This window comes from Atribacterota bacterium, from assembly GCA_028717805.1.
Taxonomy (GTDB): domain Bacteria; phylum Atribacterota; class Phoenicimicrobiia; order Phoenicimicrobiales; family Stramentimicrobiaceae; genus Stramentimicrobium.
The window spans coordinates 1-22,203 of record JAQUNC010000017.1 but is presented as its reverse complement, the minus strand read 5'-3'; the positions used below and the strand labels follow the sequence as shown (position 1 = coordinate 22,203).

Annotated in this window: 20 protein-coding genes, 1 pseudogene and 1 riboswitch; all 21 genes and pseudogenes read left to right on the top strand. The window is 34.9% G+C overall.

What is annotated here, in order from left to right; all coding sequences use genetic code 11:
- Nucleotides 1-52 precede the first annotated feature (52 nt).
- Nucleotides 53-595 (top strand): bifunctional pyr operon transcriptional regulator/uracil phosphoribosyltransferase PyrR, encoded by a 543-nt coding sequence (pyrR, locus tag PHD84_05190; GenBank protein ID MDD5637195.1) that lies wholly within the window; start codon nt 53-55, stop codon nt 593-595.
- A 194-nt stretch (nt 596-789) separates the two neighbouring features.
- Nucleotides 790-966, top strand: coding sequence for a hypothetical protein (locus PHD84_05185; protein ID MDD5637194.1), 177 nt, complete (start codon nt 790-792; stop codon nt 964-966).
- 11 nt (nt 967-977) lie between these two features.
- Nucleotides 978-1,700, top strand: a complete 723-nt coding sequence (locus PHD84_05180; GenBank protein MDD5637193.1) for an aldehyde ferredoxin oxidoreductase C-terminal domain-containing protein — start codon at nt 978-980, stop codon at nt 1,698-1,700.
- Nucleotides 1,697-2,308 (top strand): annotated as a pseudogene (locus PHD84_05175) (class II aldolase/adducin family protein). Before PHD84_05180 ends, PHD84_05175 begins: the two are co-directional and overlap by 4 nt.
- Nucleotides 2,309-2,594: 286 nt before the next feature.
- Complete coding sequence (gene tkt / locus PHD84_05170; protein ID MDD5637192.1) at nt 2,595-4,598, top strand: transketolase; 2,004 nt, start codon at nt 2,595-2,597, stop codon at nt 4,596-4,598.
- A 148-nt stretch (nt 4,599-4,746) separates the two neighbouring features.
- Nucleotides 4,747-4,934: riboswitch (Lysine riboswitch) on the top strand.
- 121 nt (nt 4,935-5,055) lie between these two features.
- Entirely contained in the window at nt 5,056-6,411 is a 1,356-nt protein-coding gene (gene lysA / locus PHD84_05165; protein ID MDD5637191.1) for a diaminopimelate decarboxylase, read from the top strand.
- 33 nt (nt 6,412-6,444) lie between these two features.
- The gene (dapF, locus tag PHD84_05160) at nt 6,445-7,305 is read left to right on the top strand and encodes a diaminopimelate epimerase (GenBank protein ID MDD5637190.1); all 861 of its coding nucleotides are present in this window, start codon (nt 6,445-6,447) and stop codon (nt 7,303-7,305) included.
- A gap of 97 nt (nt 7,306-7,402) precedes the next feature.
- Entirely contained in the window at nt 7,403-8,572 is a 1,170-nt protein-coding gene (locus tag PHD84_05155; protein MDD5637189.1) for an LL-diaminopimelate aminotransferase, read from the top strand.
- Between the two features lie 68 nt (nt 8,573-8,640).
- A complete protein-coding gene (locus PHD84_05150) occupies nt 8,641-9,906 on the top strand; it encodes an aspartate kinase (protein MDD5637188.1) in 1,266 nt (421 codons plus the stop codon).
- Nucleotides 9,907-9,949: 43 nt separating this feature from the next.
- Complete coding sequence (gene dapA / locus PHD84_05145; protein ID MDD5637187.1) at nt 9,950-10,834, top strand: 4-hydroxy-tetrahydrodipicolinate synthase; 885 nt, start codon at nt 9,950-9,952, stop codon at nt 10,832-10,834.
- A gap of 3 nt (nt 10,835-10,837) precedes the next feature.
- Complete coding sequence (gene dapB / locus PHD84_05140; GenBank protein MDD5637186.1) at nt 10,838-11,638, top strand: 4-hydroxy-tetrahydrodipicolinate reductase; 801 nt, start codon at nt 10,838-10,840, stop codon at nt 11,636-11,638.
- 262 nt (nt 11,639-11,900) lie between these two features.
- Complete coding sequence (locus tag PHD84_05135) at nt 11,901-12,584, top strand: PAS domain-containing protein (protein MDD5637185.1); 684 nt, start codon at nt 11,901-11,903, stop codon at nt 12,582-12,584.
- Nucleotides 12,585-12,610: 26 nt separating this feature from the next.
- Complete coding sequence (locus tag PHD84_05130; protein MDD5637184.1) at nt 12,611-12,991, top strand: RidA family protein; 381 nt, start codon at nt 12,611-12,613, stop codon at nt 12,989-12,991.
- 644 nt (nt 12,992-13,635) lie between these two features.
- Nucleotides 13,636-14,076: a hypothetical protein gene (locus tag PHD84_05125; protein ID MDD5637183.1), complete on the top strand. Its 441-nt coding sequence runs from the start codon at nt 13,636-13,638 to the stop codon at nt 14,074-14,076.
- 1 nt (nt 14,077) lies between these two features.
- Nucleotides 14,078-14,986 (top strand): 4-hydroxy-tetrahydrodipicolinate synthase, encoded by a 909-nt coding sequence (gene dapA / locus PHD84_05120; protein MDD5637182.1) that lies wholly within the window; start codon nt 14,078-14,080, stop codon nt 14,984-14,986.
- Between the two features lie 315 nt (nt 14,987-15,301).
- Nucleotides 15,302-16,765 carry a hypothetical protein gene (locus PHD84_05115; GenBank protein MDD5637181.1) on the top strand — a complete coding sequence of 488 codons (1,464 nt, stop codon included), beginning with the start codon at nt 15,302-15,304 and terminating at the stop codon, nt 16,763-16,765.
- 178 nt (nt 16,766-16,943) lie between these two features.
- Nucleotides 16,944-17,975, top strand: a complete 1,032-nt coding sequence (locus PHD84_05110; protein MDD5637180.1) for a TAXI family TRAP transporter solute-binding subunit — start codon at nt 16,944-16,946, stop codon at nt 17,973-17,975.
- A gap of 125 nt (nt 17,976-18,100) precedes the next feature.
- Nucleotides 18,101-20,011: a TRAP transporter permease gene (locus PHD84_05105; protein MDD5637179.1), complete on the top strand. Its 1,911-nt coding sequence runs from the start codon at nt 18,101-18,103 to the stop codon at nt 20,009-20,011.
- Nucleotides 20,012-20,023: 12 nt separating this feature from the next.
- Nucleotides 20,024-20,752 (top strand): aspartate/glutamate racemase family protein, encoded by a 729-nt coding sequence (locus PHD84_05100; protein ID MDD5637178.1) that lies wholly within the window; start codon nt 20,024-20,026, stop codon nt 20,750-20,752.
- A gap of 28 nt (nt 20,753-20,780) precedes the next feature.
- A complete protein-coding gene (locus PHD84_05095; GenBank protein ID MDD5637177.1) occupies nt 20,781-21,968 on the top strand; it encodes an FAD-dependent oxidoreductase in 1,188 nt (395 codons plus the stop codon).
- A 109-nt stretch (nt 21,969-22,077) separates the two neighbouring features.
- On the top strand, nt 22,078-22,203 hold a 126-nt coding region (locus tag PHD84_05090), incomplete at its 3' end, for a 2Fe-2S iron-sulfur cluster-binding protein (protein ID MDD5637176.1).

Here is a 22,203-nt window from a genome sequence, read left to right as displayed (position 1 = left end):
AGACAATAATAGTTTTTTAAAAGGGTTTAATAGTAATTTGAAGGAGCCAAAAATGGAATATCCTCAACAATCATCTATTATTATGATTAAAAAAGATATCGATCGAACCTTACTCAGAATTGCGCATGAGATTATTGAGAAGAATAAAGGCGTAGAAGAGCTAGGGATTATTGGCATTAAAACCAGGGGAGAGTACCTAGCAAAGAGAATTGCTGATTATGTATATAATATTGAAAAGGTAAGTACTCCTGTAGGAGTGTTGGATATTACCCTCTACCGCGATGATTTAAAAGAGAAACAACCCCAAGCCATTGTAGTCAAAACAGCGATACCATTTCAGGTGGCAGAGAAGAAAATATTACTGGTTGATGATGTTCTTTATACTGGTAGAACTGTTAGGGCAGCTATGGATGCGATTGTCGATTTGGGAAGACCAAAGTGTATTCAGTTAGCTGTATTAATAGATAGAGGTCACCGGGAATTTCCTATAAGAGCCGATTATGTTGGTAAAAATGTTCCCACTTCTCGCCGGGAATTTGTTAAGGTCAGATTAGGAGAAGTAGATGACCTTAATCAAGTAGAAATTGTAAAATAAATTTTATTTAATCATAAAGATTAACTAGTTCAAATTTATTATTACTTTTACCTAAAATCCAAAAACTTTACCCTTTTAATAGTTCCAAACAAAGACTTTTTTAAGGAATCCACTATAAATATGATTTATTTCTAAAAATGAGAACTATAATATTTATTAAGATAGTAATTTAGAAAATTTTTCCGGAGGCTAATATGCGCTATGGTAACTGGGGAAGGATAGTAGAGATTGATATAAACAAAAAAATATCGAAAGTATTAGAGCTATCAGAAGATATTTATAATAAATTTCTGGGTGGTCGTGGTTTAGGAGTATATCTATTAGATTATGTAATGAGTACGGTCTGGATACTATTTCCCTGGGTGGAGTAATTGCTTTTGCCATGGAAGCAACAGAAAAAGGGATAAGGAATTTTAGAATAAGATTTGGAGAAAAAGAAAAAATAGTGGATCTGATTAAAAAGATAGTTAAGAATAAAGGAGTAGGACGTGAATTAAAAATAGGTACTCGCAATTTAGCGGAAAAAATGGGAAAAGAGGCAGAGTATTTTGCTATTAATGTCAAAGGAATGGAATTAGCTGCCTATGATCCACTGATTATCAAAGGTATGGCAATAGGTTATGTTACCTCTAATCGCGGTGCCTGTCATTTACATGCAGGATATCCTGCTGGTTCAGAGATATTTGGACTACCTCGTAGGATTAATCCTAAGATGCAGATTGGTAAGGGGACCTTGGTTGCTAAAAGACAGAACGATTCAGCCGCAGAGGATAGTTTGGTTGTGTGTCGCTTTGCCAGTATGGGTATTTCTTTAGAAAATTGGTCCAGAATATTATCAGCAGTAACTGGCAAAAATTATTCTGCAAAAACATTAAGCCAGATAGGAGAACGAATCCACAATCTGGAAAGAATGATTAATCTAAAGCTGGGATTCACCAGAAAGGATGATTCGCTACCCCCTAAATTAATGCAAGAAGTATTAGGAGAAGAGAAGATAGAATTAGATGCCATGTTAAATGAGTATTATGAATTCAGGGATTGGGATAGCGATGGTATTCCTACCAAAGAAAAATTACGTGAATTAGAGCTGGAGGGTATCCTATGAAAAAGGTAGAGCAAAATATCATACAATATTTTCAGAAAATAGGATGGGCTTCCTATGTCGCAGGATTACAAGACACTCATAGTGGAAATATGATGAGCATGTGCATTGGTAATCACATGCTAATTACCAGGAGAGGTTCTATGCTTGGTTTTTTAAATGATTATGATATTATTGAGGTAGGCTTAGAAAAGAATGACTGTGGAATTAGTCTTGCTTCCAGTGAAACAGGAGTACATAGAGCTATTTATAGAGAAACAAATGGGTTAGCTATTGTTCATACCCATTTGATTAATGCTGTGATTCTTTCCCTGATATAAAATGAGATTGTTCCGATAGATGTAGAAGGCTCTTATATCATCAGAAAAATACCGGTGATAAGTTTTGAATTTGGTAGCGGTTCTCAGGAAATGGAAGAAGAAATTCCTAAGTATTTAAAGGATAACAAGATTGTAGTGATAAAAGGACATGGCGCTATTGCTATTGGAGAGACTCTAGAGGAGGCACTTTTCTATAATAGTGTATTAGAAAATTCCTGTAAAGTGATAATAGGAATTAAATCTTTGGGAAAGAATCCGGAAGAATTTACCCCGAAAGAAATTTCCAGCTGATGGTAAAGATATTTTTTATTTTGGAATTATATTTAATAACAATTTAAATTTATATTATAGGAAGAAAATGTTACCAACAGTATTGTACTAAACATCAAGAATATAACACCATAATCTCAGAGCTATCCTGCAGGATGAGACTATCAGCAGTACTGAGTATACTGGATCAGGTTTATGGGAAAGGAAAGAAAGGTGTTATAATATTGAAGTTATATTGCTATTGTCGTAAGAAATAATTTAAAATAAAAAGAAGATATATTTTCAAGGAAATAAATAGGAGGGAAAAATGTTAGCAGAAGTTGCTAAAATAATACGAGGTTTATCTGTAGATGCTATAGAAAAGGCAAATTCTGGACACCCTGGTTTACCACTGGGATGTGCTGACATCGGTGCAGTACTGTTTGGTGAAATACTAAAATATGATCCTGAAAAGCCAGATTGGTTTGATCGGGATAGGTTTATTCTATCTGCTGGTCACGGATCAATTCTGTTATATGTGTTGCTGCATTTATCTGGTTATGCCATTACTTTAGAGGACATAATTAATTTTAGACAAATAGGTTCTATAACCCCTGGGCATCCGGAATATGGACTTACCCCTGGAGTGGAAGTTACCTCAGGACCGCTGGGACAGGGATTAGCTAATGGGGTAGGAATGGCTCTGGCTGAAAAGATTTTAGCTCAAAAATTTAATGAAGAAGGATATGACATCATAAATCATTATACCTATGTTTTAGCTAGTGATGGCTGTATGATGGAGGGTATTACTTCAGAGGCAGCTTCCCTGGCTGGCCATTGGGGATTAGAGAAGTTGATTGTAATTTATGATCAAAACCAGATATCTTTAGCTGGTAGGACTGATTTAACTTTTACTGAATCAGTCGCTGATCGTTACCGTGCTTATAACTGGCGGGTAATTGAAAATGTTAATGGTCATGATCTTGATGAGGTAAGATCATCATTGATGAAAGCCAGAGAGAAAAACGGAAAACCTATTCTTATAATAGTTCAAACTCACATCGGTTATGGAGCGCCCACCAAACAGGATAGTCATTCAGCACATGGAGCCCCCCTTGGTTCGGAAGAAGTAGCAGGATTAAAGAGGAAACTTGGCTTACCTGTTGATAAGAATTTTTATATCAGCACTGAAGTCAAAGGATATTTTCAAAATAGAAGAATAGAACTCAAGTATTCGAGTAAACAATGGGAAGAAAAGTTTTCTTGTTGGTCAGAAAAGTTCCCAGAAAAAAGAAAGCGACTGGATAGAGCAATTAATTTAGAAATCCTGGAAAAAATGAAATTTTGTGAAATGGATTGGACTGAGAAAATTGCCACCAGAGGTGTTTCTGGAGTAATTTTGAATAAAATTGCCGAAGAGCTTCCTTATATTGCAGGTGGATCAGCAGATTTAAGCCCATCTACTATGACCTATCTGGAAAAATTCCCTGAGGTGCAAAAGAATTATTATGATGCCCGCAATATTCGTTTTGGAGTAAGAGAACACGCTATGGGAGCAATATGTAACGGATTAGCTCTTCATAAAGGAATAAGACCTTATTGTTCCACCTTTTTAGTTTTTTCAGATTATATGAGACCAACAATTAGATTAGCAGCTATTATGAAATTGCCAGTAATTTTTATCTTTACTCATGACTCAGTTTATGTAGGAGAAGATGGTCCTACCCATCAACCCATAGAACAGCTGGAATCTTTAAGGCTTATTCCAGGTTTACAGGTTATTCGTCCAGCTGATAGTGAGGAAGTAAAGGCTGCCTGGCGAAGCATTTTAGAAAAAAAAGAAGGTCCCTCTGTTTTAATATTAAGCAGGCAAAAACTTCCTCTGCTGCAAAGATTACATGGTATAAGTGAATTTTCGCGGGGAGGTTATATCATCTATGAAGGTGATAAAAATCCGGAGGTGGTAATTTCTGCTAGCGGAAGTGAAGTACAAACTGCACTTCAGGTGAAGGATATTTTAGAAAGAGAGCATATTTACTGCCGGGTAATTTCTGTTCCGGATCGTGAGGCATTTGCTAGGCAGGATTTGGAATATCGAGAGAGAATTCTGAACAGGGAATATTCCTTTCAGGTTGCAATAGAAGCAGCAACCGGGCAGGGATGGTATGAAGTTATTCCGGATCTTTCTGTTGGTATCTTTATCAGGCGATTTGGAGAAAGCGGACCTGGTGAACAAGTAGCAGCGCTACTCGGCTTTGAGCCGGAAAAAATCGCCAGATTAGTCCTGGAAAGATACCTATCTGAGAAAAAAAAGAAAAAGAACATTCTTTGAATAGATAGAAAAATTACTAAACTTATTAATTATCTTTTAATAATCAAGTTTTCCTAAGAATTATAATATAATTATATTTGACATTTTAAAATTTATTGTTAAAATGGTTAATAATAATTAAATAATGGTTTGCCTCACTTTTTATCTGAAGTGAGGTAGAGGCGCGAACGATCAAGAGTACTGATAGGTAGCCTGAGCAGTGATGAACTATCAGAAAAGGGATCTTCGCCGAAGTCTGGAGCCGATGCTCTAAGCCCCAGGCTGGGACTATGGTTAACAACCATAGCACTGTCACCTAAGAAAACTCCCGTTCTTAGGTGGTGCGCTATCTCATCGAGGAGAGATAAAAGGGAGGTAAAAAGAACGCTTGCTATTTATTTAGGGCAATCGATGAGCCTGGCGCTTATGGATTGCCCTTTTTTAATTTATAATTAATAAATTTTTTCAGGAGGAAATAATGACTCTAACGTTGGAAAGAGAAATAATTAATAGAAAAGGTATCAATATTAATGATGAGGGTAAATTAACCTTTGATGGATGCCGTTTAGAGGATTTGGCATTAAAATATAGTACTCCCAGTTATATTTTTTCAGAAAACATTATTAGAGAAAATTGTCGAGAATATCTAAAAGCCTTTGAAAGATGTAACATTGATTATGAAGTGCTTTATGCTGGTAAAGCTTTTTTAGTTCAGGCTTTAGCACGTATTATAAGTGAAGAAGGCTTGGGCCTTGATGCTTCTTCAGGTGGAGAAATCTATATGGCATTAGAAGGGGGTTTCCCCGCTGAGAGGATTTATTTTCATGGAAATAACAAATCAGAAGAAGAATTAAATTTTGCTGTTGAGAGGAATGTGGGAACAATTATAATTGATAACCTTTATGAACTAGAATTAGTTGATCAGATTGCTAAAAGATTAAATAAGAAAGTAAATATTATAATTAGGATTATTCCAGGAGTTGACACTCATACCCATAAAAAAATTAAAACCGGTCAGGTTGATTCAAAATTTGGAATGACTATTCGTGATTTTCTGGATGTTTTTCCGGACATAATGGCCAAAAATCATCTGATCTACCAGGGAATTCATTGTCATATAGGATCACAACTCTTTAATATTCGGTTTTATCATTTAGCTACTCAAGAAATGATTGAAACGATTAAGTCTATTGAGCAAAATTATAAGGTAAAAACAAATATACTTAATCTGGGTGGAGGATTGGGAGTAAGATACACCCAAAAAGATACACCGCTTAATATTAGTGACTATGTTCCTCAATTAGTAAATAAGGTAAAAGAAATTTGTTGTCTAAATAAATTAGCTGTTCCCAAGATTCTCATTGAACCCGGAAGATCAATCATTGCTGAAGCAGGAATAACTATTTATCGTATTGGAGCAATTAAAGAGATAAAAGGATTGAGAAAATATTTAATAGTTGATGGAGGTATGGCCGATAATCCACGCCCCAGCCTTTATGATGCCCAATATGAGGCTTTAATTGTCAATAAATTTAGGAATAAGCCAGTGGAAACCGTTACGATTGCTGGTAAATATTGTGAGTCAGGTGATATTCTAATTCAGAATATTAGATTACCCCAAGCAGAATGTGGTGATTTAATAGTATTCTTTACTACAGGGGCATATCATTACGCTATGTCCAGCAATTATAATGGCTTCCCTCGACCACCAGTTATTCTTGTTAATAATGGGGAAAATGGGTTTATGGTCAAAGGCGAAACATATCAGTATCTGAATCAAAATCATGTTTTACCACAATGGCTAAATCAGAACAGAATAAATGATACAAGATGAAATAAGGTAAACAGTAGAAGGAAGGAGATGACTATGGAAGTTAGTTTTATAAAAATGCATGGAATTGGCAATGACTTTATTATAATGGATTTTTATTCCAGAGCGCTTCCTGAAGGATTAAATTTTGGTGAAGTGGCAAAAAAACTATGTGATCGTCATTTTGGCATAGGAGCTGATGGATTAATTGTAATACTTCCCTCAGAGATATATGATTTGAGGATGAGAATATTTAATTCGGATGGAAGTGAAGCTCAGATGTGCGGAAACGGGATTCGCTGTTTTGCTAAATTTGCCTATGAAAATACACTAACCAGGAAAAACAAATTTTCAGTGGAAACCTTAGCCGGCGAAATTATTCCTGAACTAATCTTTGATGAGCAAAAAACAGGAACAGTGAAAGGTGTTAGGGTCGATATGGGGAAACCTCATTTAATGAAAAAAGATATTCCCATGATTGGAAATCCAGATCGGCAGGTTATTAATGAAACTATTTCTTTAGAAAATGGCCAATATTTTAGGGTAAGCTGTGTTTCTATGGGAAATCCTCATTGTATTATTTTCACTGAAGATGTGGAAATTTTTCCGGTAACTGAAATTGGACCTGTTATGGAAAATCACCATCTTTTTCCTGAAAAAACAAATGTAGAATTTGTTCAACCTTTAAATGATCATGAAATTAAGCTTAGAGTATGGGAAAGGGGGGTTGGTGAAACCATGGCTTGTGGAACAGGAGCCAGTGCTGCTGTAGTAGCAGGGGTACTCAATAAAAGAATAAAAAATAGGGCAGTTGTTTATTTAAAGGGCGGAAATTTGAAAATTGAGTGGACCAATGATGAACATGTATATATGACAGGACCAGCCGAGGCCGTATTTTCCGGTATCATTTCAATATAAGGAATTAAGATTTATAAGTAAAATTAATCAAAAAAGAGCATTATCTAATTTATTCAATAGGTAATGAATTGCAGTAAATAGAAAGGAGAAATTAATAATGAGGATTGCTAAAAGAATTGAGAAAGTACCGCCCTATCTTTTTGCAGAAATAGATAAAAAAAGAGAAGCAGCCATAAAAAGAGGTATTGATGTAATTAATCTGGGAATTGGTGACCCGGATCAATCCACTCCTGTTCACATTATTGATCAGTTAGCACAAAGTTCTCGTGATCCTAAAACGCATCATTATCCACCTTATGAAGGTACCAGGGAATTTAGAAATGCTGTTGCTGAATGGTATCTGAAGCGGTTTAGAGTGAAACTTGATCCTCAGAATGAGATAATTTCCTTAATAGGCTCCAAAGAGGGAATTGCTCACGTTTTTCTAGCCTTTATTGATCCAGGTGATATAAGTTTGATTCCTGATCCAGCTTATCCAGTGTATAAGATTGGAACACTGTTTGCTAATGGTGAACCTTATCTCATGCCTTTGCTCAAAGAGAATAGTTACCTTCCTGATCTGGATAAGATAGATGAAGAAGTAGCCAAAAAGGCAAAATTAATACTACTAAATTATCCTAATAATCCTACTGGAGCTGTTGCTAGTCGTGATTTTTTTGCTGAAGTAGTAGATTTTGCTCTAAAATATGATTTATTAGTATGTCATGATTTTGCCTATTCAGAATTGGCTTATGATGGTTACCAGGCTCCCAGTTTTTTAGAGGTTGATGGTGCTAAAGAGGTATGTTTGGAGTTTCATTCCCTTTCTAAGACTTATAATATGACAGGTTGGCGAATTGGCTTTGCGGTGGGTAACCAGAAGGCTATTTCTGCTCTTGCCATTATTAAAACTAATATTGATTCTGGTATATTTAAAGCGATTCAGGAAGCTGGAATTACTGCTTTAACCGGTCCTCAGGAACACATTCCTCCATTAATTGAAATGTATACAGAAAGAAGAGATGTTATTGTAGAAGGTTTTAACAAGTTAGGTTGGCAATTGGAACCTCCCAAAGCTACTTTTTATGTTTGGATTCCAACACCTCCAGGAATGAATTCTATCGATTTTGCCAATTATGTTTTAGAAAAGACTGGAATTATTGTTGCTCCTGGTGTGGGATATGGACAATATGGTGAGGGTCATATCAGAATTGCTCTAACGGTAGGGGTGCCGAGACTTAAAGAGGCAATCAAGAGATTAGAAGAAGCAAATATATCATATATTTAGAATACCTTCCCATTTTAGTAATAAATAAATAGCTAATAGTTTAAAAAATAATAAGAGAGGCGATTATTATAAGAGTTGTTGTAAAATTCGGAGGAACAAGTATTCAAAATACAGAAAGAATAGAAAAAGCCACTCAATCAGTTATTAAAAAATTGAGAAATGGAAATGAAGTATTGGTCGTTGTCTCTGCTATGGGCGATACTACAGATTACCTGATATCTTTACTGAGTGGAGTTACCAAGTCTGGTTACGATAGACAGGATTATAGCGAATTTGTCTCCTTTGGGGAGAGAATGAGTGCCAGACTAATGTTTACCGCTTTAAAAGCAAATGGGATAAAGACTTTTGTTTTTGATCCTATCAGAGCTGATTTTCCTCTCATTACTGATGCAGAAAATTTAATGGAGGCAAATATTATACCAGAAAAAAGTAAAGAGCAATGTCAAAAATATATGGAGCCATTATTAAGAGAGGGAATTGTTCCTGTGATATGTGGTTTTTTAGGCCGTAGCATCGATGGCGGAAGCATCACCTGTCTGGGTAGAGGAGGAAGTGATATTACTGCTTTTGCCTTAGGTAGTTTTGTCAATGCCGATGAGGTTATTATTGTCACAGATACATCAGGAGTTGCTTCTGCCGATCCTCGTTTGATAAAAAAGGTTAAAACCTTACCCAGAATAAGCGTAGAAGAGATGGGAATACTGGCAGAAGGTGGCGCAAAAGTTCTCCATCCCAGAGCATTATATTTTAAGGAAGGAAAGATGAAAGCGAAGATAATTAATTTTCAGAATGGAGACCTGGATTCTAATGGCACTGAAATAGAGGGTAGCTTTACCAGTATAATTAAAATTTTCTCGGATAAACTTTGTTTGCTTACAGTTATTGGAACTCAAATTCTGGAAACTCCTGGTCTGCTAAAAGAAATTATAACTCCTCTGGCAAAGCATAGAATCAGCATACAGGGAATTGCCACTGGCAGAAGCTACATTGGTATATATTTGCTGGAGCAATATGCTAAGAAAGCTTACGATTTAGTACATCCCATTATTTTAAAAAATGATTTATTAAAATCGGTCTCATTAAAAAAAGATATTGTCTTATTAATATTGAGTAGTAGAAATTTTATTGAAACACCTGGAATTATTGAAAGAATAACCAGACCCTTAGCGCAAAATTATATTAACATCCTGGAAATATCAACTATGAAAACTGATATCCTGTTGTTTGTTGATTGGCAAAATAAAGATATTGTCTATAAGCTAATCAGTAGTTCTCTGATGCAAATGGACACTATTGATGATAGAGAAAGGGGTGAGAGTAAATTATCTAAGTGAATATTAAATAATTTCATATTAAGTATATTAAGGAGGTTTTAATATGTTTAGTGGTTCGATTGTGGCTCTGATTACTCCCTTTGATGAGCACAATCAAATTGATGAGAAGGGGATTAAAAAATTAGTAGAGTTTCACATTAATAATGGGACTAATGCTATTGTACCATGTGGGACAACGGGTGAATCCCCCACTCTTACACATGAGGAGCATAAGAAGGTAATTGAATTAACTATTAAAGCAGTTGCAGGCAGGGTACCGGTAATTGCAGGCACTGGTTCTAATTCTACTGCTGAGACCCTAGACCTCACTGCTAGTGCTCGGGATATGGGCTCTAACGGAGTGTTGTTGGTGGTGCCTTATTACAATAAACCAACTCAGAGAGGTCTTTATATACATTTTAAGACTATTGTAGAACAGATTGATATTCCGGCGATTATCTATAATATACCTTCTCGTGCCGGTGTAAATCTATTACCCTCTACCCTGGCTGAATTAGCTGAGCTTAAAAATATTGTAGCTGTAAAAGAAGCTAGCGGTAATCTGGAGCAGATGGCTGAAATAATGTACCTTTGTGGAGATAAGATAACTCTATTATCTGGAGATGATAAGATTATTCCTCCAGTAATGTCTATTGGAGGGAAAGGTGTTATTTCAGTAGTAGCCAATATCATACCGGATAAGGTTTCCTCTATGATTAAGGCATATCTGGAAGGAAATTCTCAAGAGGCACTGGAAATATTCCAGAAAGTAGTTTACCCCTTAAGTCGTGTCATGTTTTATGAAACTAATCCTATTCCGGTAAAAACTGCAGCCCGCTTAATAGGATTACCAGCAGGAGACCTGCGCCTTCCTTTAGTAGATATGGAGGAGAATAATTTTAAAAAATTAAAAGAAGATTTGAAGAGATTTGGATTACTGGAGGAATAGAAGATGAATCGGATTGTGGTATGTGGGGGATGTGGTAAAATGGCTTCTCTGGCAGGCAGCTATATTTATGATGATCAGTCGCTGCAGTTAGTTGGGATTATCGAATCACCATCTCATCCTGCTTGTGGAAAAGATTGGGGAGAGGTAATGGGTAAGAAGAAAAACAATATCATGGTGGAGAGTAATCTGGAAAGGGTGATTGATAGAAGTGAAGCAGTGGTTGATTTCACTAATCCAGAAGTAAGTTTAACTCATCTATCGATCTGTGAGGCTTATAAAAAAGCGATGGTTATCGGTACAACCGGTTTTACTGAAAATCAGATTAATAGGATTAAGCATTCTGCAAAGTCAATTCCAATTGTACTTTCACCTAATATGGCACTGGGTGTGAATTTATTATTTGAGCTGGTAAGAAAAGTTTCTTCTTTGTTAGATGAAAGTTATGACATTGAGATTGTTGAAACTCACCATCGCTATAAAAAAGATGCTCCCAGTGGGACTGCTAAAAAAGTAGCTGAGATTATTGCTCAAGAGAGAAAGATTAACTTAGAAGAGAAGGCAATATATGGGAGATTTGGAAATATTGGACAGAGAAGAGAAGGAGAAATTGGTATTCACTCCATTAGAGCCGGCAATATAAATGGAGAACATACCATTATCTTTAATTCTAGTGGTGAAAGATTAGAGCTATGCCATAAAGCCTATGGCAGGGAAGCCTTTGCTCAAGGAACATTGAAGGCAATTCATTTTATTTTAAATAAGCAAAGAGGATTGTTTTCAATGAAAGAAGTATTAAATTTATAAATCACCCCAGATTTACTAATTCTAATAAACTATTATTTTTAATTATATTAAAAGATTATTGGTATTTTACAAAATTTTTTTAATAAAATATTGACATTTATGTAATGTTATGTTATTTTTGAAAAGAGTGTAGCTTTAAGTTAAAAAGTGGCTCTTTTTCCATTTCATCAAAAAACTTTCTATAAAGTATTTGTTTTTATATTCCAATAATTGAAAAGACATATTTAGTTATTAAAATATTGACTAAGATGGTTATTAAAAAATGAATCCTATCCTGGAAAAATTTGTTCCAGTAGCCAAGGGTATTGCCCGGGCTTTTGGAAAAAATTGTGAAGTTATCCTTCATGATGTACAAGATCTTGAGCATTCCATAGTATTAATTGAAAATGGACATATAACCGGACGACAAGTTGGAGCACCCATGACTGATTTAGGTTTATATTTTCTAACCTCAGATCTCTTTAATGACATTGATTATGTAGCTAGTTATCAAACAGAAAGTAAAGATGGAAAAAAGTTAAAATCCACAAGTATTTTTATTCGTGATAACAATAGAAAAATTGTTGGTTTTTTATGCATTAATTTTAATATAGAACCAATGATAAATATTTCCAGGGAAATAGATGAATTTTGTAATGTCAATAATAATTTGAATAGTGTAGAAAATATTATAAAGGAAGAAAGAGAAGAATCCTTTTCCCATTCCCTGGATGATTTGATGGAACGATTATTTTCTAAAGCTCAACAGAGGATAGGAAAAGAAATAAATAAAATGCAAAAAGAAGATAAAATAGAAATGGTTCGATATTTACAGAAACATGGAATATTTTTAGTAAAAGATGCCATTGATCGATTGGCTGAAAAATTAAATGTTTCCCGTTTTACAATCTATAATTATCTTGCTGAAATAAAACCAGAACATGATAGTGAGAAAAAATTACTTTAATCAAAAAATGGAAGGATGTGTTTTAAATAAGTCGAAAGATTATAAATACCAAAAAGGCTCCATCCGCTATTGGTCCTTATTCACAAGCAATTAAATTTAATAATTTGGTTTTTGTTTCTGGACAAATCGCTATTAATCCGGATAGCAATGAGTTCGTGAACGGCAATATTACCAGCCAAACAAAGCAAGTGATTGAGAATATCAAAGCAATTTTAGAGGCTGCTGGAAGTTCTTTGCAAAATGTTTTAAAGGTTACTATTTTTATTACAGATATGAAAGATTTTGATAGCATAAATAAGATTTATTCGGAATATTTTAATACCAGTTTACCGGCGCGAGTATGTGTTGAAGTACCTAATTTACCAAAGGGAGCAAAAATTGAAATGGAAGCCATTGCTATCTGCTAATCAATTAGAATTTGTTAATGAATACCAGAGAAATACTAAAGTTGTTCTTTGACAATAGAAATCTGTTAATTTGGTTCCTCCCTTCATAGGATAACCAGGTTCTCGTTTCAATAGTTCAATGCACACCCTACTGGTCCAGTTTTTGTGGCATGTCTTTCTCCTTTAATACGACCATACAATTCCCACGAGTAGGTAGGACGGCATAAACAAACCAATCATGAGTATAATGACGATATTCTTAACCACTATTTTCCAATCTTGTTTTTCGTCTTTCATGGTTTGGTCTCTTTCGACCTCCCCAAATGGTGTTTTATGGTTTTTAATGATACTTATAGATAGCATTTCTACACATTCTAAAACATTTCTAGATAGCCAGTAATCTCCCTTGGCCAGAGGGAGGAATACATCTCTCTTCCAGAGATTCCTAGAGATTATTCTCTTTTGGACAACAAATACATTAATTTGATTTCCATTAGGAAGAGACTAAAATGCTTACCGTTACCTGCTCTCTTTAGTATTGATTTATCAATAGTTACCCAGGTTTTAAATATAATTTAAGTATTAGGATTACTATAAACTTTAATAATTTCTACCCTATTTTGTATTATTTTAAAATTAAAATAAAGTATAAAGGAAGTGAAAATATGGATCCTTATACTGGTGGATTAATTACTAAAAATCCCTATAGTCTGAAAAGAACCATTCAATCTTCAGTAGTAGCAATTTTACAATTAGAGATGAAAGATCGTGGCTTGCAACTGATACAAACAAAATCAAGGGCATTAAAGAAAAATGAAATTCATGAATTGATTATAACTGATGAAGTAGATGCTGTGCCTGGAGCGGTTGTCTATCAGGTTGCCTATATTGCATTTATTGAAATAAATAAAGGAGGAGTCATGCTTGTTGGCGATGAAGTCTACTGGAATAATCATTTATTGGGAACTGTGGCTGGCTTTGACGATACTCATATGCCCAATCATCAAAATATTGTTTTATATTCACCAAAAATAGTAACCGGTAAAGATCTCAATATTAATGTGGAGGATCCCATTATTATTCAAGCCAAAAAAGGAAATAATTAATATGAGAATAACAGGCTCATGGGTAGCAATTCCTACTCCTTTTCAGGAAAATGGGCAAATTGATATGGAAAAATTTAAGCCAATTATTGATTTTCAGCATAATTATGGAACTAATGGTTTGTTAGTTTTAGGCTCTGCAGGTGAATCATCAATGTTATCAAAAGAAGAGAAAAAACAGATTATACAATTTGTTGTTGGATATACTCGTAATAAAATACCTGTATTGGTAGGGACCACCGGTTCAAATACTCAGGATACAATTGAAATGACTAAATATGCCCGGATGATTGGAGCTGATGGTGCTTTAATAGCAATGCCTTCTTATGTTAAACCACCTCAGGATGACCTATATTTTTTTTTAAAGACAGTATCTGATCAGGTTGATATTCCTATAGTAGTTTACAATAATCCAACCAGAGTAGGGGTAAATATCAAGCCAGAAACTGCCTTAAAAATGACTAGTAATATAAAAAATATTGTTGCTTTAAAAGAAGCAATGCCGGATGTAAGTCAGTTGATTAAAGTACAGATGGGTATGGCAAGGAAAATAGATGTTTTGACCTGTGATGCACCACCTTATTCCATCATTTTACCGAATCTGGCTTTAGGCGGATCAGGGACTACCAATATTACCGGAAATCTAATTCCGGAAGAATTTGCTCAGTTATCCCGCCCCTGGCAAAAATATGAAGATATGATAAATTCAAGGGAATTAGTGTTCAAATATTTCCCTCTGATGGAAATTTGTTATTCAGTTACAAATCCAGTAGTAATTAAAGCGGGATTAAACATATTGGGACTGCCAGGAGGAAACCCCAGGCTTCCCTTGCGTCCTCTTGATGGAGATAAATTAAAACAATTAAAGGAGATAATGGAAAAGCTTGGTGTAATCAAAAAGTATAAAGTGTAATATTTTATAGTATTGGGTATTGGAATTTTTAAAATATAACAATTCTATTCTAAAAAATATTATGCAGTTAGATTTTGAGATAAAGTATAAAAGCAAGAAGACTATATTAAATAAAATAATAATGACAAAATGATTAAGAGAGGTATCTCCTGAAGCTACTTTGAGGGAATATAGAATATTGAAATTAATGTTAATTTGAAAAGTTTTCCAGAAGAAGGCTTTCTCTTGCACATCATATATGTGCATGAAATTGGTAAGAGTGCTATAAAATATATGTAAATTACGGAATTATTTAGGTAAAAAGGAGAAATTACAATGTCAGATTTCAAGTACAAATTTCAAATGTATCGTCATTTACAAGAAAACATTCCCAATATTTATGCTGAAGCCAGAAAAGCAGCAGATGAAATTGGTATTCCAAAGGATATCAGAGGGAAATTTGGGCTTACTGGAGCTATTTCTGGCTGTCATGGATTACCCTTTAAGGAAGTAAGGGAAGCTGAGTCATATTATAGTGAAAAGATTATCCCCAACAAAATATTTGATGAAGAAATTAGAGAAATAGTTAAAGATGTTTATGGTGATAAATATGATGGTGTAGCAGTAAATACATGTGAAGGTGCTCTCTGGGTTGCATTTGATGTGCTGGCTACACCACCCATGCAAGGCAGAGGGGATAATTATCGTTCCAGGTATATTATTCCTTATGAGAAGCATTTACACCATCATGGTGGCTATGGCCGTCCATTTCCGGGAAAGTACAAGGATTTATTAGCCGATCGTGGAACAACTCCAGGAGAATTAGGTTTTTATGGAAAAAGGCAAAATAATTTAGATTGTGTAATTGTACCTTTAGAGGGAGCCAATTACGATTGTCATGGGATTAAGTATCATCCCTGTGTTCAGCTGAGTAATATAGATCCAGAAGCTTCTATTAAGCTATTTAAAAAGAACGCTGAGCGGCATGCCCCATATTTAACTGCTTTTACTTCCTTGGGATATGACACACCTGGATATGGTTATGGAGTTAAGGATAAGGAAGGAACACCACTTTTACAGAAAATGCTCGGTGAGCTTGCTCAAGATTATAATGTACCTTATATTGTAGACAATGCCTGGGGTGCACCTTTTGTAGGTACTGATATAAGAATGAATAATGCTGATCTGATTTGTTACAGTATGGATAAAGCATCTTCTTCTGTAACAGCAGGTTTAATAATTGGCAAAGAAGATCTCTTGGTAGATATTAGAAGAGCACTAGGAGTTCATGGAGATCGATGGGGAACTGGATCTTCTCATGGTAAAGCTGCTTATGTTACGGTTGATCCTGGTAAAGAGGCTTTGGTTGGAGTTATAGCTTCTCTTAAGGTATTGAGAGATAATCCAAAAAGGTTGAAGGATCCTGTAGATCAGCTTTATCAGATTACCAGGGAAGAGTTTACTAAAATTAATAAAAAGATTAGAGACGACTTTATAATTTCAAAATCGTATAATTCAAGTGCTGTTGAGATTAATTATGAAAATAGCTGGCAGAAAAACAGTTTGGGAATACCTATTTTTTCAATTGAAGATATGTATTCTGGAACAAATATCTTCCAATCAGGTACTGCACAAATGGGAATTATTCCTACTATTGCCTATGACGGTAATATTTTTGTATCTCCTGGATTGGGTACTACTGATAATGATGGTAATCTCATTGAGGAGAGAGCTCGCTGGGCTGTTCAGGGAATGGTTAGATTAATTGAAATTACCTGTAAATACTCTGGTCTCCTATAATTGAGAAAAATACAAAGAACTGATTTGCTAGTAGGCTCTCTACTGGCTATTTATACATCCTTTCATAACCATAAATAGTAAAAAAATGATTAACTGGTTTAGTTACTGAAGGAGGTGAGTAAAAGAAAAATAATTATCAATTCATTTTATATTATTAAAAAAAAGGAGGAAAATAATTATGTTTAGAAAATATTTCTTGAAAACAATACTGTTGATTTTTATTCTTAGTTTTTGTATTAGCTCTGTTGCTTGGGCGGAAAAGTCAAATCCGGAATTTGATCCAATTACCATGACCTGGGTTGCCGGTGGTGTCGGAGGTGGATGGTATATTCAAGCAGGAGGACTAGCCCAACTTATAAATGGAGTAGAACCAAAAATTACGATTAAAGTAGTACCTGGAGGTGGCTTGGTAAATCCGGTTAGAGTTGCCACACACAAGGATGATTTAGGATGGGGTATTACTTTTGTTGATAAAGCAGCTTATGATGGCACACCACCCTTATACGAAGAGGCTTATCCTGATGTTCGAGCAATGGGAGCTATTTTTGGAATATATAATATTCATTTTGTTGCAGCAGTCAATGAGGGTATTGAAACTATTGAAGCATTGATGCAAATGGTTAAAGACGGAAAAGCTGTTAAGGTTGCTGCTCCTATGAAGGGAACCTCAGATTTACCAATAATTGAGACTATTTTTGATTTTTATGGTCTTTCTTTAGAAGATGTTGAAAAAGCAGGAGGAAAGGTCTTTCATGCTGTATATGCAGATATGATTAGTCTGTATAAGGATCAACATGTAGATTATGTCTTTACGCATTTATCTATTCCTGCTGCTGCAGTTACCGAGATGACAGTAAGCAGGGATTCCATAATACTTGCTGCCTCTAATGACTTAATTGATTATTGCAATGAAACACTGGGAACAGTTGCCAGAGAAAGTGGTCTATGTGTTATTCCTGCAAATACTTATAAAGGTCAGGAGATTGATGTTCCTGTTGTGGTTTCCGCTGGAGAACTGTTGGTTAATAAAGATGTAGCAGATGCAATTGTGTACACTATATTGAAGATATTTGATGAAAATATTGAGCAGGTATATCAAATTGATAAGACAAATAAATATTTTATTCCTGAAGATGGCTGGAAGAATGTAGCAGTTCCATTGCATTCTGGTGCTGAAAAGTTCTACAAAGATGCAGGATATATGGATTAAGATCAAATAGTTCGATATGAGAGAAAATTGACTTTTTAATCATGCATGATACATGGCTTTCATAATCTTAAATGAAAGCCATGTATCATGAACATATATCAATCAATACAGAAAGAAGGGTAAAAATGAGAGAATTTAAAGGATGGCAAAATTGGCTCATTGGAGGATGGTTGGTCACGATTTCTATTTTTCAACTATACACAGCTTTTTTTGGTATTATGCAACCTCGTTTCCAAAGAGGCATTCATTTATTATTCCTTTTACCTATTGCCTTTATTTTATTTCCAGCAACATCAAAATCTCCAAAAGATCGAATAACATTTTTTGATGGTTTATTTGCAGTTCTGGCCATTCTACCTCCATTATTCCTTATGATTTCGGATCAAAGATTAACCTATCGCTTACAATTTATAGAGCCTGTGTTAACTATTGAATTGGTTTTAGGAGTTATAAACATTATTTTGTTGTTAGAAGCAATTCGTAGGGCAGTAGTTCCTGCTATGTCAGTACTTATTGGATTATTTTTTATTTATTTATTTATATCCCCATCTCTTCCGGGAGTTTTTTATAATAAAGTGGTGCCATTAACAGAAGTAATTGAAATGCAATATTTAATGACCGAGGAAGGAATATATGGTTCAATTACAGGAGTTTCTGCTACTTTTGTGGCACTTTTTGTTATATTTGGAGCCTTTATGGAACATACCCGCACTGGTGAATTTTTTACCAATCTTGCTTGTAGGGTTGCCGGTACAAGCCCTGGAGGACCTGCTAAGATTGCCGTTATAAGTAGTGGATTGTTTGGCTCTATAAGCGGAGTTGCCGCTGCTAATGTTTATGCTACCGGCACCTTCACGATTCCTTTAATGAAGAGGATGGGATACCGGAAACAGTTTGCCGGAGCAGTAGAAGCAGCTGCGTCTACTGGAGGTATGCTTATGCCGCCGGTAATGGGTGCTGGCGCCTTTGTAATGGCTGAAATTACCGGTATCTCTTATGTAAAAATTATTGTAGCAGCAGCATTGGGAGCCATTCTTTATTATATTAGCATAGGTATGCGGGTACATTTTATTGCGGTTCGCGATAATCTTAAGGGTTTAAGCAAAGATCAGGTGCTGTCAGTTAAAGATTTAATAAGAGATTCTTATCTGTTAATTCCATTAGTTGGCTTGGTTTATATGCTGTTGACTGGATACTCTCCGTTTATGGCAGCAGCTATAGCTATATTGACCTCTTTTGCTATTAGCTTTTGTAAGAAAGAAACCATGATGAATCCTCATCGACTCTGGAGTACCCTAAAATTAGCAGGTAAAAATATGGTTATGATTGCACTTGCTTGTGCTGGAGCAGGAATGGTAGTTTCTATTGTTACTCACACTGGCTTAGGACTAGGTATTGCTGCTGTTATTACTAATTGGTCTAAAGGAATATTGTTTCCAGCATTATTGCTGATTATGCTTACTTCTCTTATCCTGGGTATGGGGTTACCATGTACTCCGGCATATATTATTGCCATTACTATTGGTGGACCGGCGTTATCTGCTTTAGGGTGTGATTTATTGGCTTCTCACTTATTTGTATTTTATTTTGCCATTCTTGCCAGTGTTACACCACCCGTATGTATTGCAGCATATTGTGGAGCGGCAATTGCTGAATCTGAACCTTTAAGAACTGGTTGGGAAGCTTTAAAATTAGCTCTGGTTGGATTTTTTATTCCCTATGTTTTTATTTATAATCCAGCTCTTTTGATGCAGGGAACAGTGGTGGAAATAATAACAGTATTTTTATTATTACTGATATCAACTTATTTTCTAGCTTCCAGTTTATCTAATTTTTTCTTTCAAAAGTTAAAATATTGGCAGAGAGCTCTTATTTTTTTAATTGGTCTCTTTTTATTTTTTATAAATATTGTCCCTTCGTTCTATGATACGGTTTTGGCTGGCGTACTAGCAATCATGTTTTTGATATATTTGGTTTTCAAACGGCTAAATATTATAAAAGAGAAGAAAAAAACTTTTTTAGAACCCAGTTCTTAAGGATATAGATTTATGGAAGCCAATTTATCTGAAGGTAAGAAGAAGACGATTATTGGTGTAATTAAATTGGATACTAAATTCCGGCGTATACAGGGTGATATTGGTAATCCAAGAACCTGGAATTTTCCGGTTATATATCAGATAATGGAGGGAATTTTTCCGGAAAGAGCAGTTTATTACACTGATTCTGAACTATTAGTAAAAGCAATAGAAACTGCTAAAATACTAGAAAAAAAAGGTGTTAATGGGATTACCACTAGCTGTGGCTTTTTAGGAAAATTTCAAAAGGAAATAAGTAATAGTGTTCAAATACCCGTTTTCACTTCCAGTTTATTACAAATACCCTTGATATATAATCTCTTAAATAAAGATAGAAAAATAGGAGTTTTAACTGCAAATTATAAATCTTTAACTAAAGAGCATCTGGTTGGTAGTGGTATAAAAAACATACCTCTAGTAATAAAAGGCATGGATGATTATAAGTATTTTCAAAGGGTATTTGTGAAAGATCAACTGGCAAATTTTAATAGAGAAAGAGTAAAAACTGAAATTATAGATGCAGCAATTGATTTAAGGGATTCTTGTGATGAGCTTGGTGCGGTAGTCTTAGAGTGTACCAATATGTCGCCTTATGCCTATGATATGCAAAAATATATTGACTTGCCAGTGTTTGATATGTGTTCATTAATGCAGTGGATGTATAATGGTTTGGTTAAACAAAAATTTAACGAGATAGAATAAGTAATTTGTATAGGGAGCTTGAATTTATATGTTTATTTCAAAAGCAGATGTTGTTATTATTGGTGGCGGGGTAATTGGAACTTCAATATTTTACCATCTGGCAAAAAATAATATGAATGCAGTTCTTCTAGAAAAAGAAACTATTGCCAGTGGTACTTCTGGAGCATGTGAAGGTATTATTTTTCTTCAAACCAAAAAACCCGGAATCCATCTTAAAATGGCGATAAAAAGTGCTGAGATATTTAAACATTTAAAAGAAGAGCTGGACTATGATATTGAATATATCTCTAATGGAGCGATGGTGGTGATACCTGATCAAGTTCAATATGATACAATGAAAAAGTTTGTACGAGAGCAATCCAACAATGGATTAGATGTAAAATTATTGAATTCCAGAGAAGCAAGAAATAAGCAACCTGAATTGTCTAATTCAATTGCTGGAGCTACTTATTGTTCTGCCGATGGGCAGGTTAATCCAATTAGGCTAGCTTATGGATTTGCAGAAGCAGGACAAAGGTATAAAAATGCCAGAATATACAATCATACTAAAGTTCAAGGGATAAAAATAAGAGATAACAAGATTGAAAGCATTGTAACTGATAGGGGAAGAATTAATACCAATCTGGTAGTTAATGCAGCAGGGATTTATGCACCACAAATTGGAGCAATGGTGAATCTAGACATTCCTATCAGACCAAGAAGAGGGCAACTGTTAGTCACAGAAGAAATTCCGGATATAGTGAATGGAGTTCTTTGTACTTCCAATTATATTGCTTGTAAATATAATCCTGAAATTAAAAATGATGATGGTGCAGGCCTTACTGTTGAATCAACTGCTAGTGGTAATTATTTAGTTGGTGCCACCAGAGAATTTGTAGGATTTAATTCCCAGGTAACTTATAGTGGAATTGAATGTATCGCCAAGAATATTGTGTGTTTAATTCCAGCATTTAAGAATATTGCCATCATAAGATGTTTTGCCGGATTAAGACCTTATACTGAGGATGGTTTACCTATTTTAGGAGAAGTAGAAGGAATTGATGGTTTTATAATGGCAGCAGGACATGAAGGTGACGGAATAGCACTTTCTCCTATTACTGGTAAATTAATTTCAGAGTTAGTTATTGAAGGCAAAAGTAGCATGTCTTTAGAATCTTTTCAATTGTCCAGATTTAAGACAAAATGTAAGGAATTATTAGCGGAAAGGTATATTTAAAATTTTCAGTGATCAGTGATTAGATTAATAGATAAAGAAATATATTAAATCTACTCTAATTTTATAGAAATTTAAACTATTAGCTTTATTTTTTTGAAGAGGGTATTATATGAGAATCAAAGAACACCCTATTTTACACTTCCAGCCTGGCCAGAAGGTCGCCTTCACCTTCGAAGGCCAGAAGATGGAAGGGTATGACAACGAACCTATTGCCGCAGCCTTAGTAGCAGCAGGC

Bases quoted from the DNA above. Each gene is read 5' to 3' on its own strand.
- pyrR (MDD5637195.1), top strand. From the start codon at position 53: ATGGAATATCCTCAACAATCATCTATTATTATGATTAAAAAAGATATC.
- PHD84_05185 (MDD5637194.1), top strand. From the start codon at position 790: ATGCGCTATGGTAACTGGGGAAGGATAGTAGAGATTGATATAAACAAA.
- PHD84_05180 (MDD5637193.1), top strand. From the start codon at position 978: ATGGAAGCAACAGAAAAAGGGATAAGGAATTTTAGAATAAGATTTGGA.
- tkt (MDD5637192.1), top strand. From the start codon at position 2,595: ATGTTAGCAGAAGTTGCTAAAATAATACGAGGTTTATCTGTAGATGCT.
- lysA (MDD5637191.1), top strand. From the start codon at position 5,056: ATGACTCTAACGTTGGAAAGAGAAATAATTAATAGAAAAGGTATCAAT.
- dapF (MDD5637190.1), top strand. From the start codon at position 6,445: ATGGAAGTTAGTTTTATAAAAATGCATGGAATTGGCAATGACTTTATT.
- PHD84_05155 (MDD5637189.1), top strand. From the start codon at position 7,403: ATGAGGATTGCTAAAAGAATTGAGAAAGTACCGCCCTATCTTTTTGCA.
- dapA (MDD5637187.1), top strand. From the start codon at position 9,950: ATGTTTAGTGGTTCGATTGTGGCTCTGATTACTCCCTTTGATGAGCAC.
- dapB (MDD5637186.1), top strand. From the start codon at position 10,838: ATGAATCGGATTGTGGTATGTGGGGGATGTGGTAAAATGGCTTCTCTG.
- PHD84_05135 (MDD5637185.1), top strand. From the start codon at position 11,901: ATGAATCCTATCCTGGAAAAATTTGTTCCAGTAGCCAAGGGTATTGCC.
- PHD84_05125 (MDD5637183.1), top strand. From the start codon at position 13,636: ATGGATCCTTATACTGGTGGATTAATTACTAAAAATCCCTATAGTCTG.
- dapA (MDD5637182.1), top strand. From the start codon at position 14,078: ATGAGAATAACAGGCTCATGGGTAGCAATTCCTACTCCTTTTCAGGAA.
- PHD84_05115 (MDD5637181.1), top strand. From the start codon at position 15,302: ATGTCAGATTTCAAGTACAAATTTCAAATGTATCGTCATTTACAAGAA.
- PHD84_05110 (MDD5637180.1), top strand. From the start codon at position 16,944: ATGTTTAGAAAATATTTCTTGAAAACAATACTGTTGATTTTTATTCTT.
- PHD84_05105 (MDD5637179.1), top strand. From the start codon at position 18,101: ATGAGAGAATTTAAAGGATGGCAAAATTGGCTCATTGGAGGATGGTTG.
- PHD84_05100 (MDD5637178.1), top strand. From the start codon at position 20,024: ATGGAAGCCAATTTATCTGAAGGTAAGAAGAAGACGATTATTGGTGTA.
- PHD84_05095 (MDD5637177.1), top strand. From the start codon at position 20,781: ATGTTTATTTCAAAAGCAGATGTTGTTATTATTGGTGGCGGGGTAATT.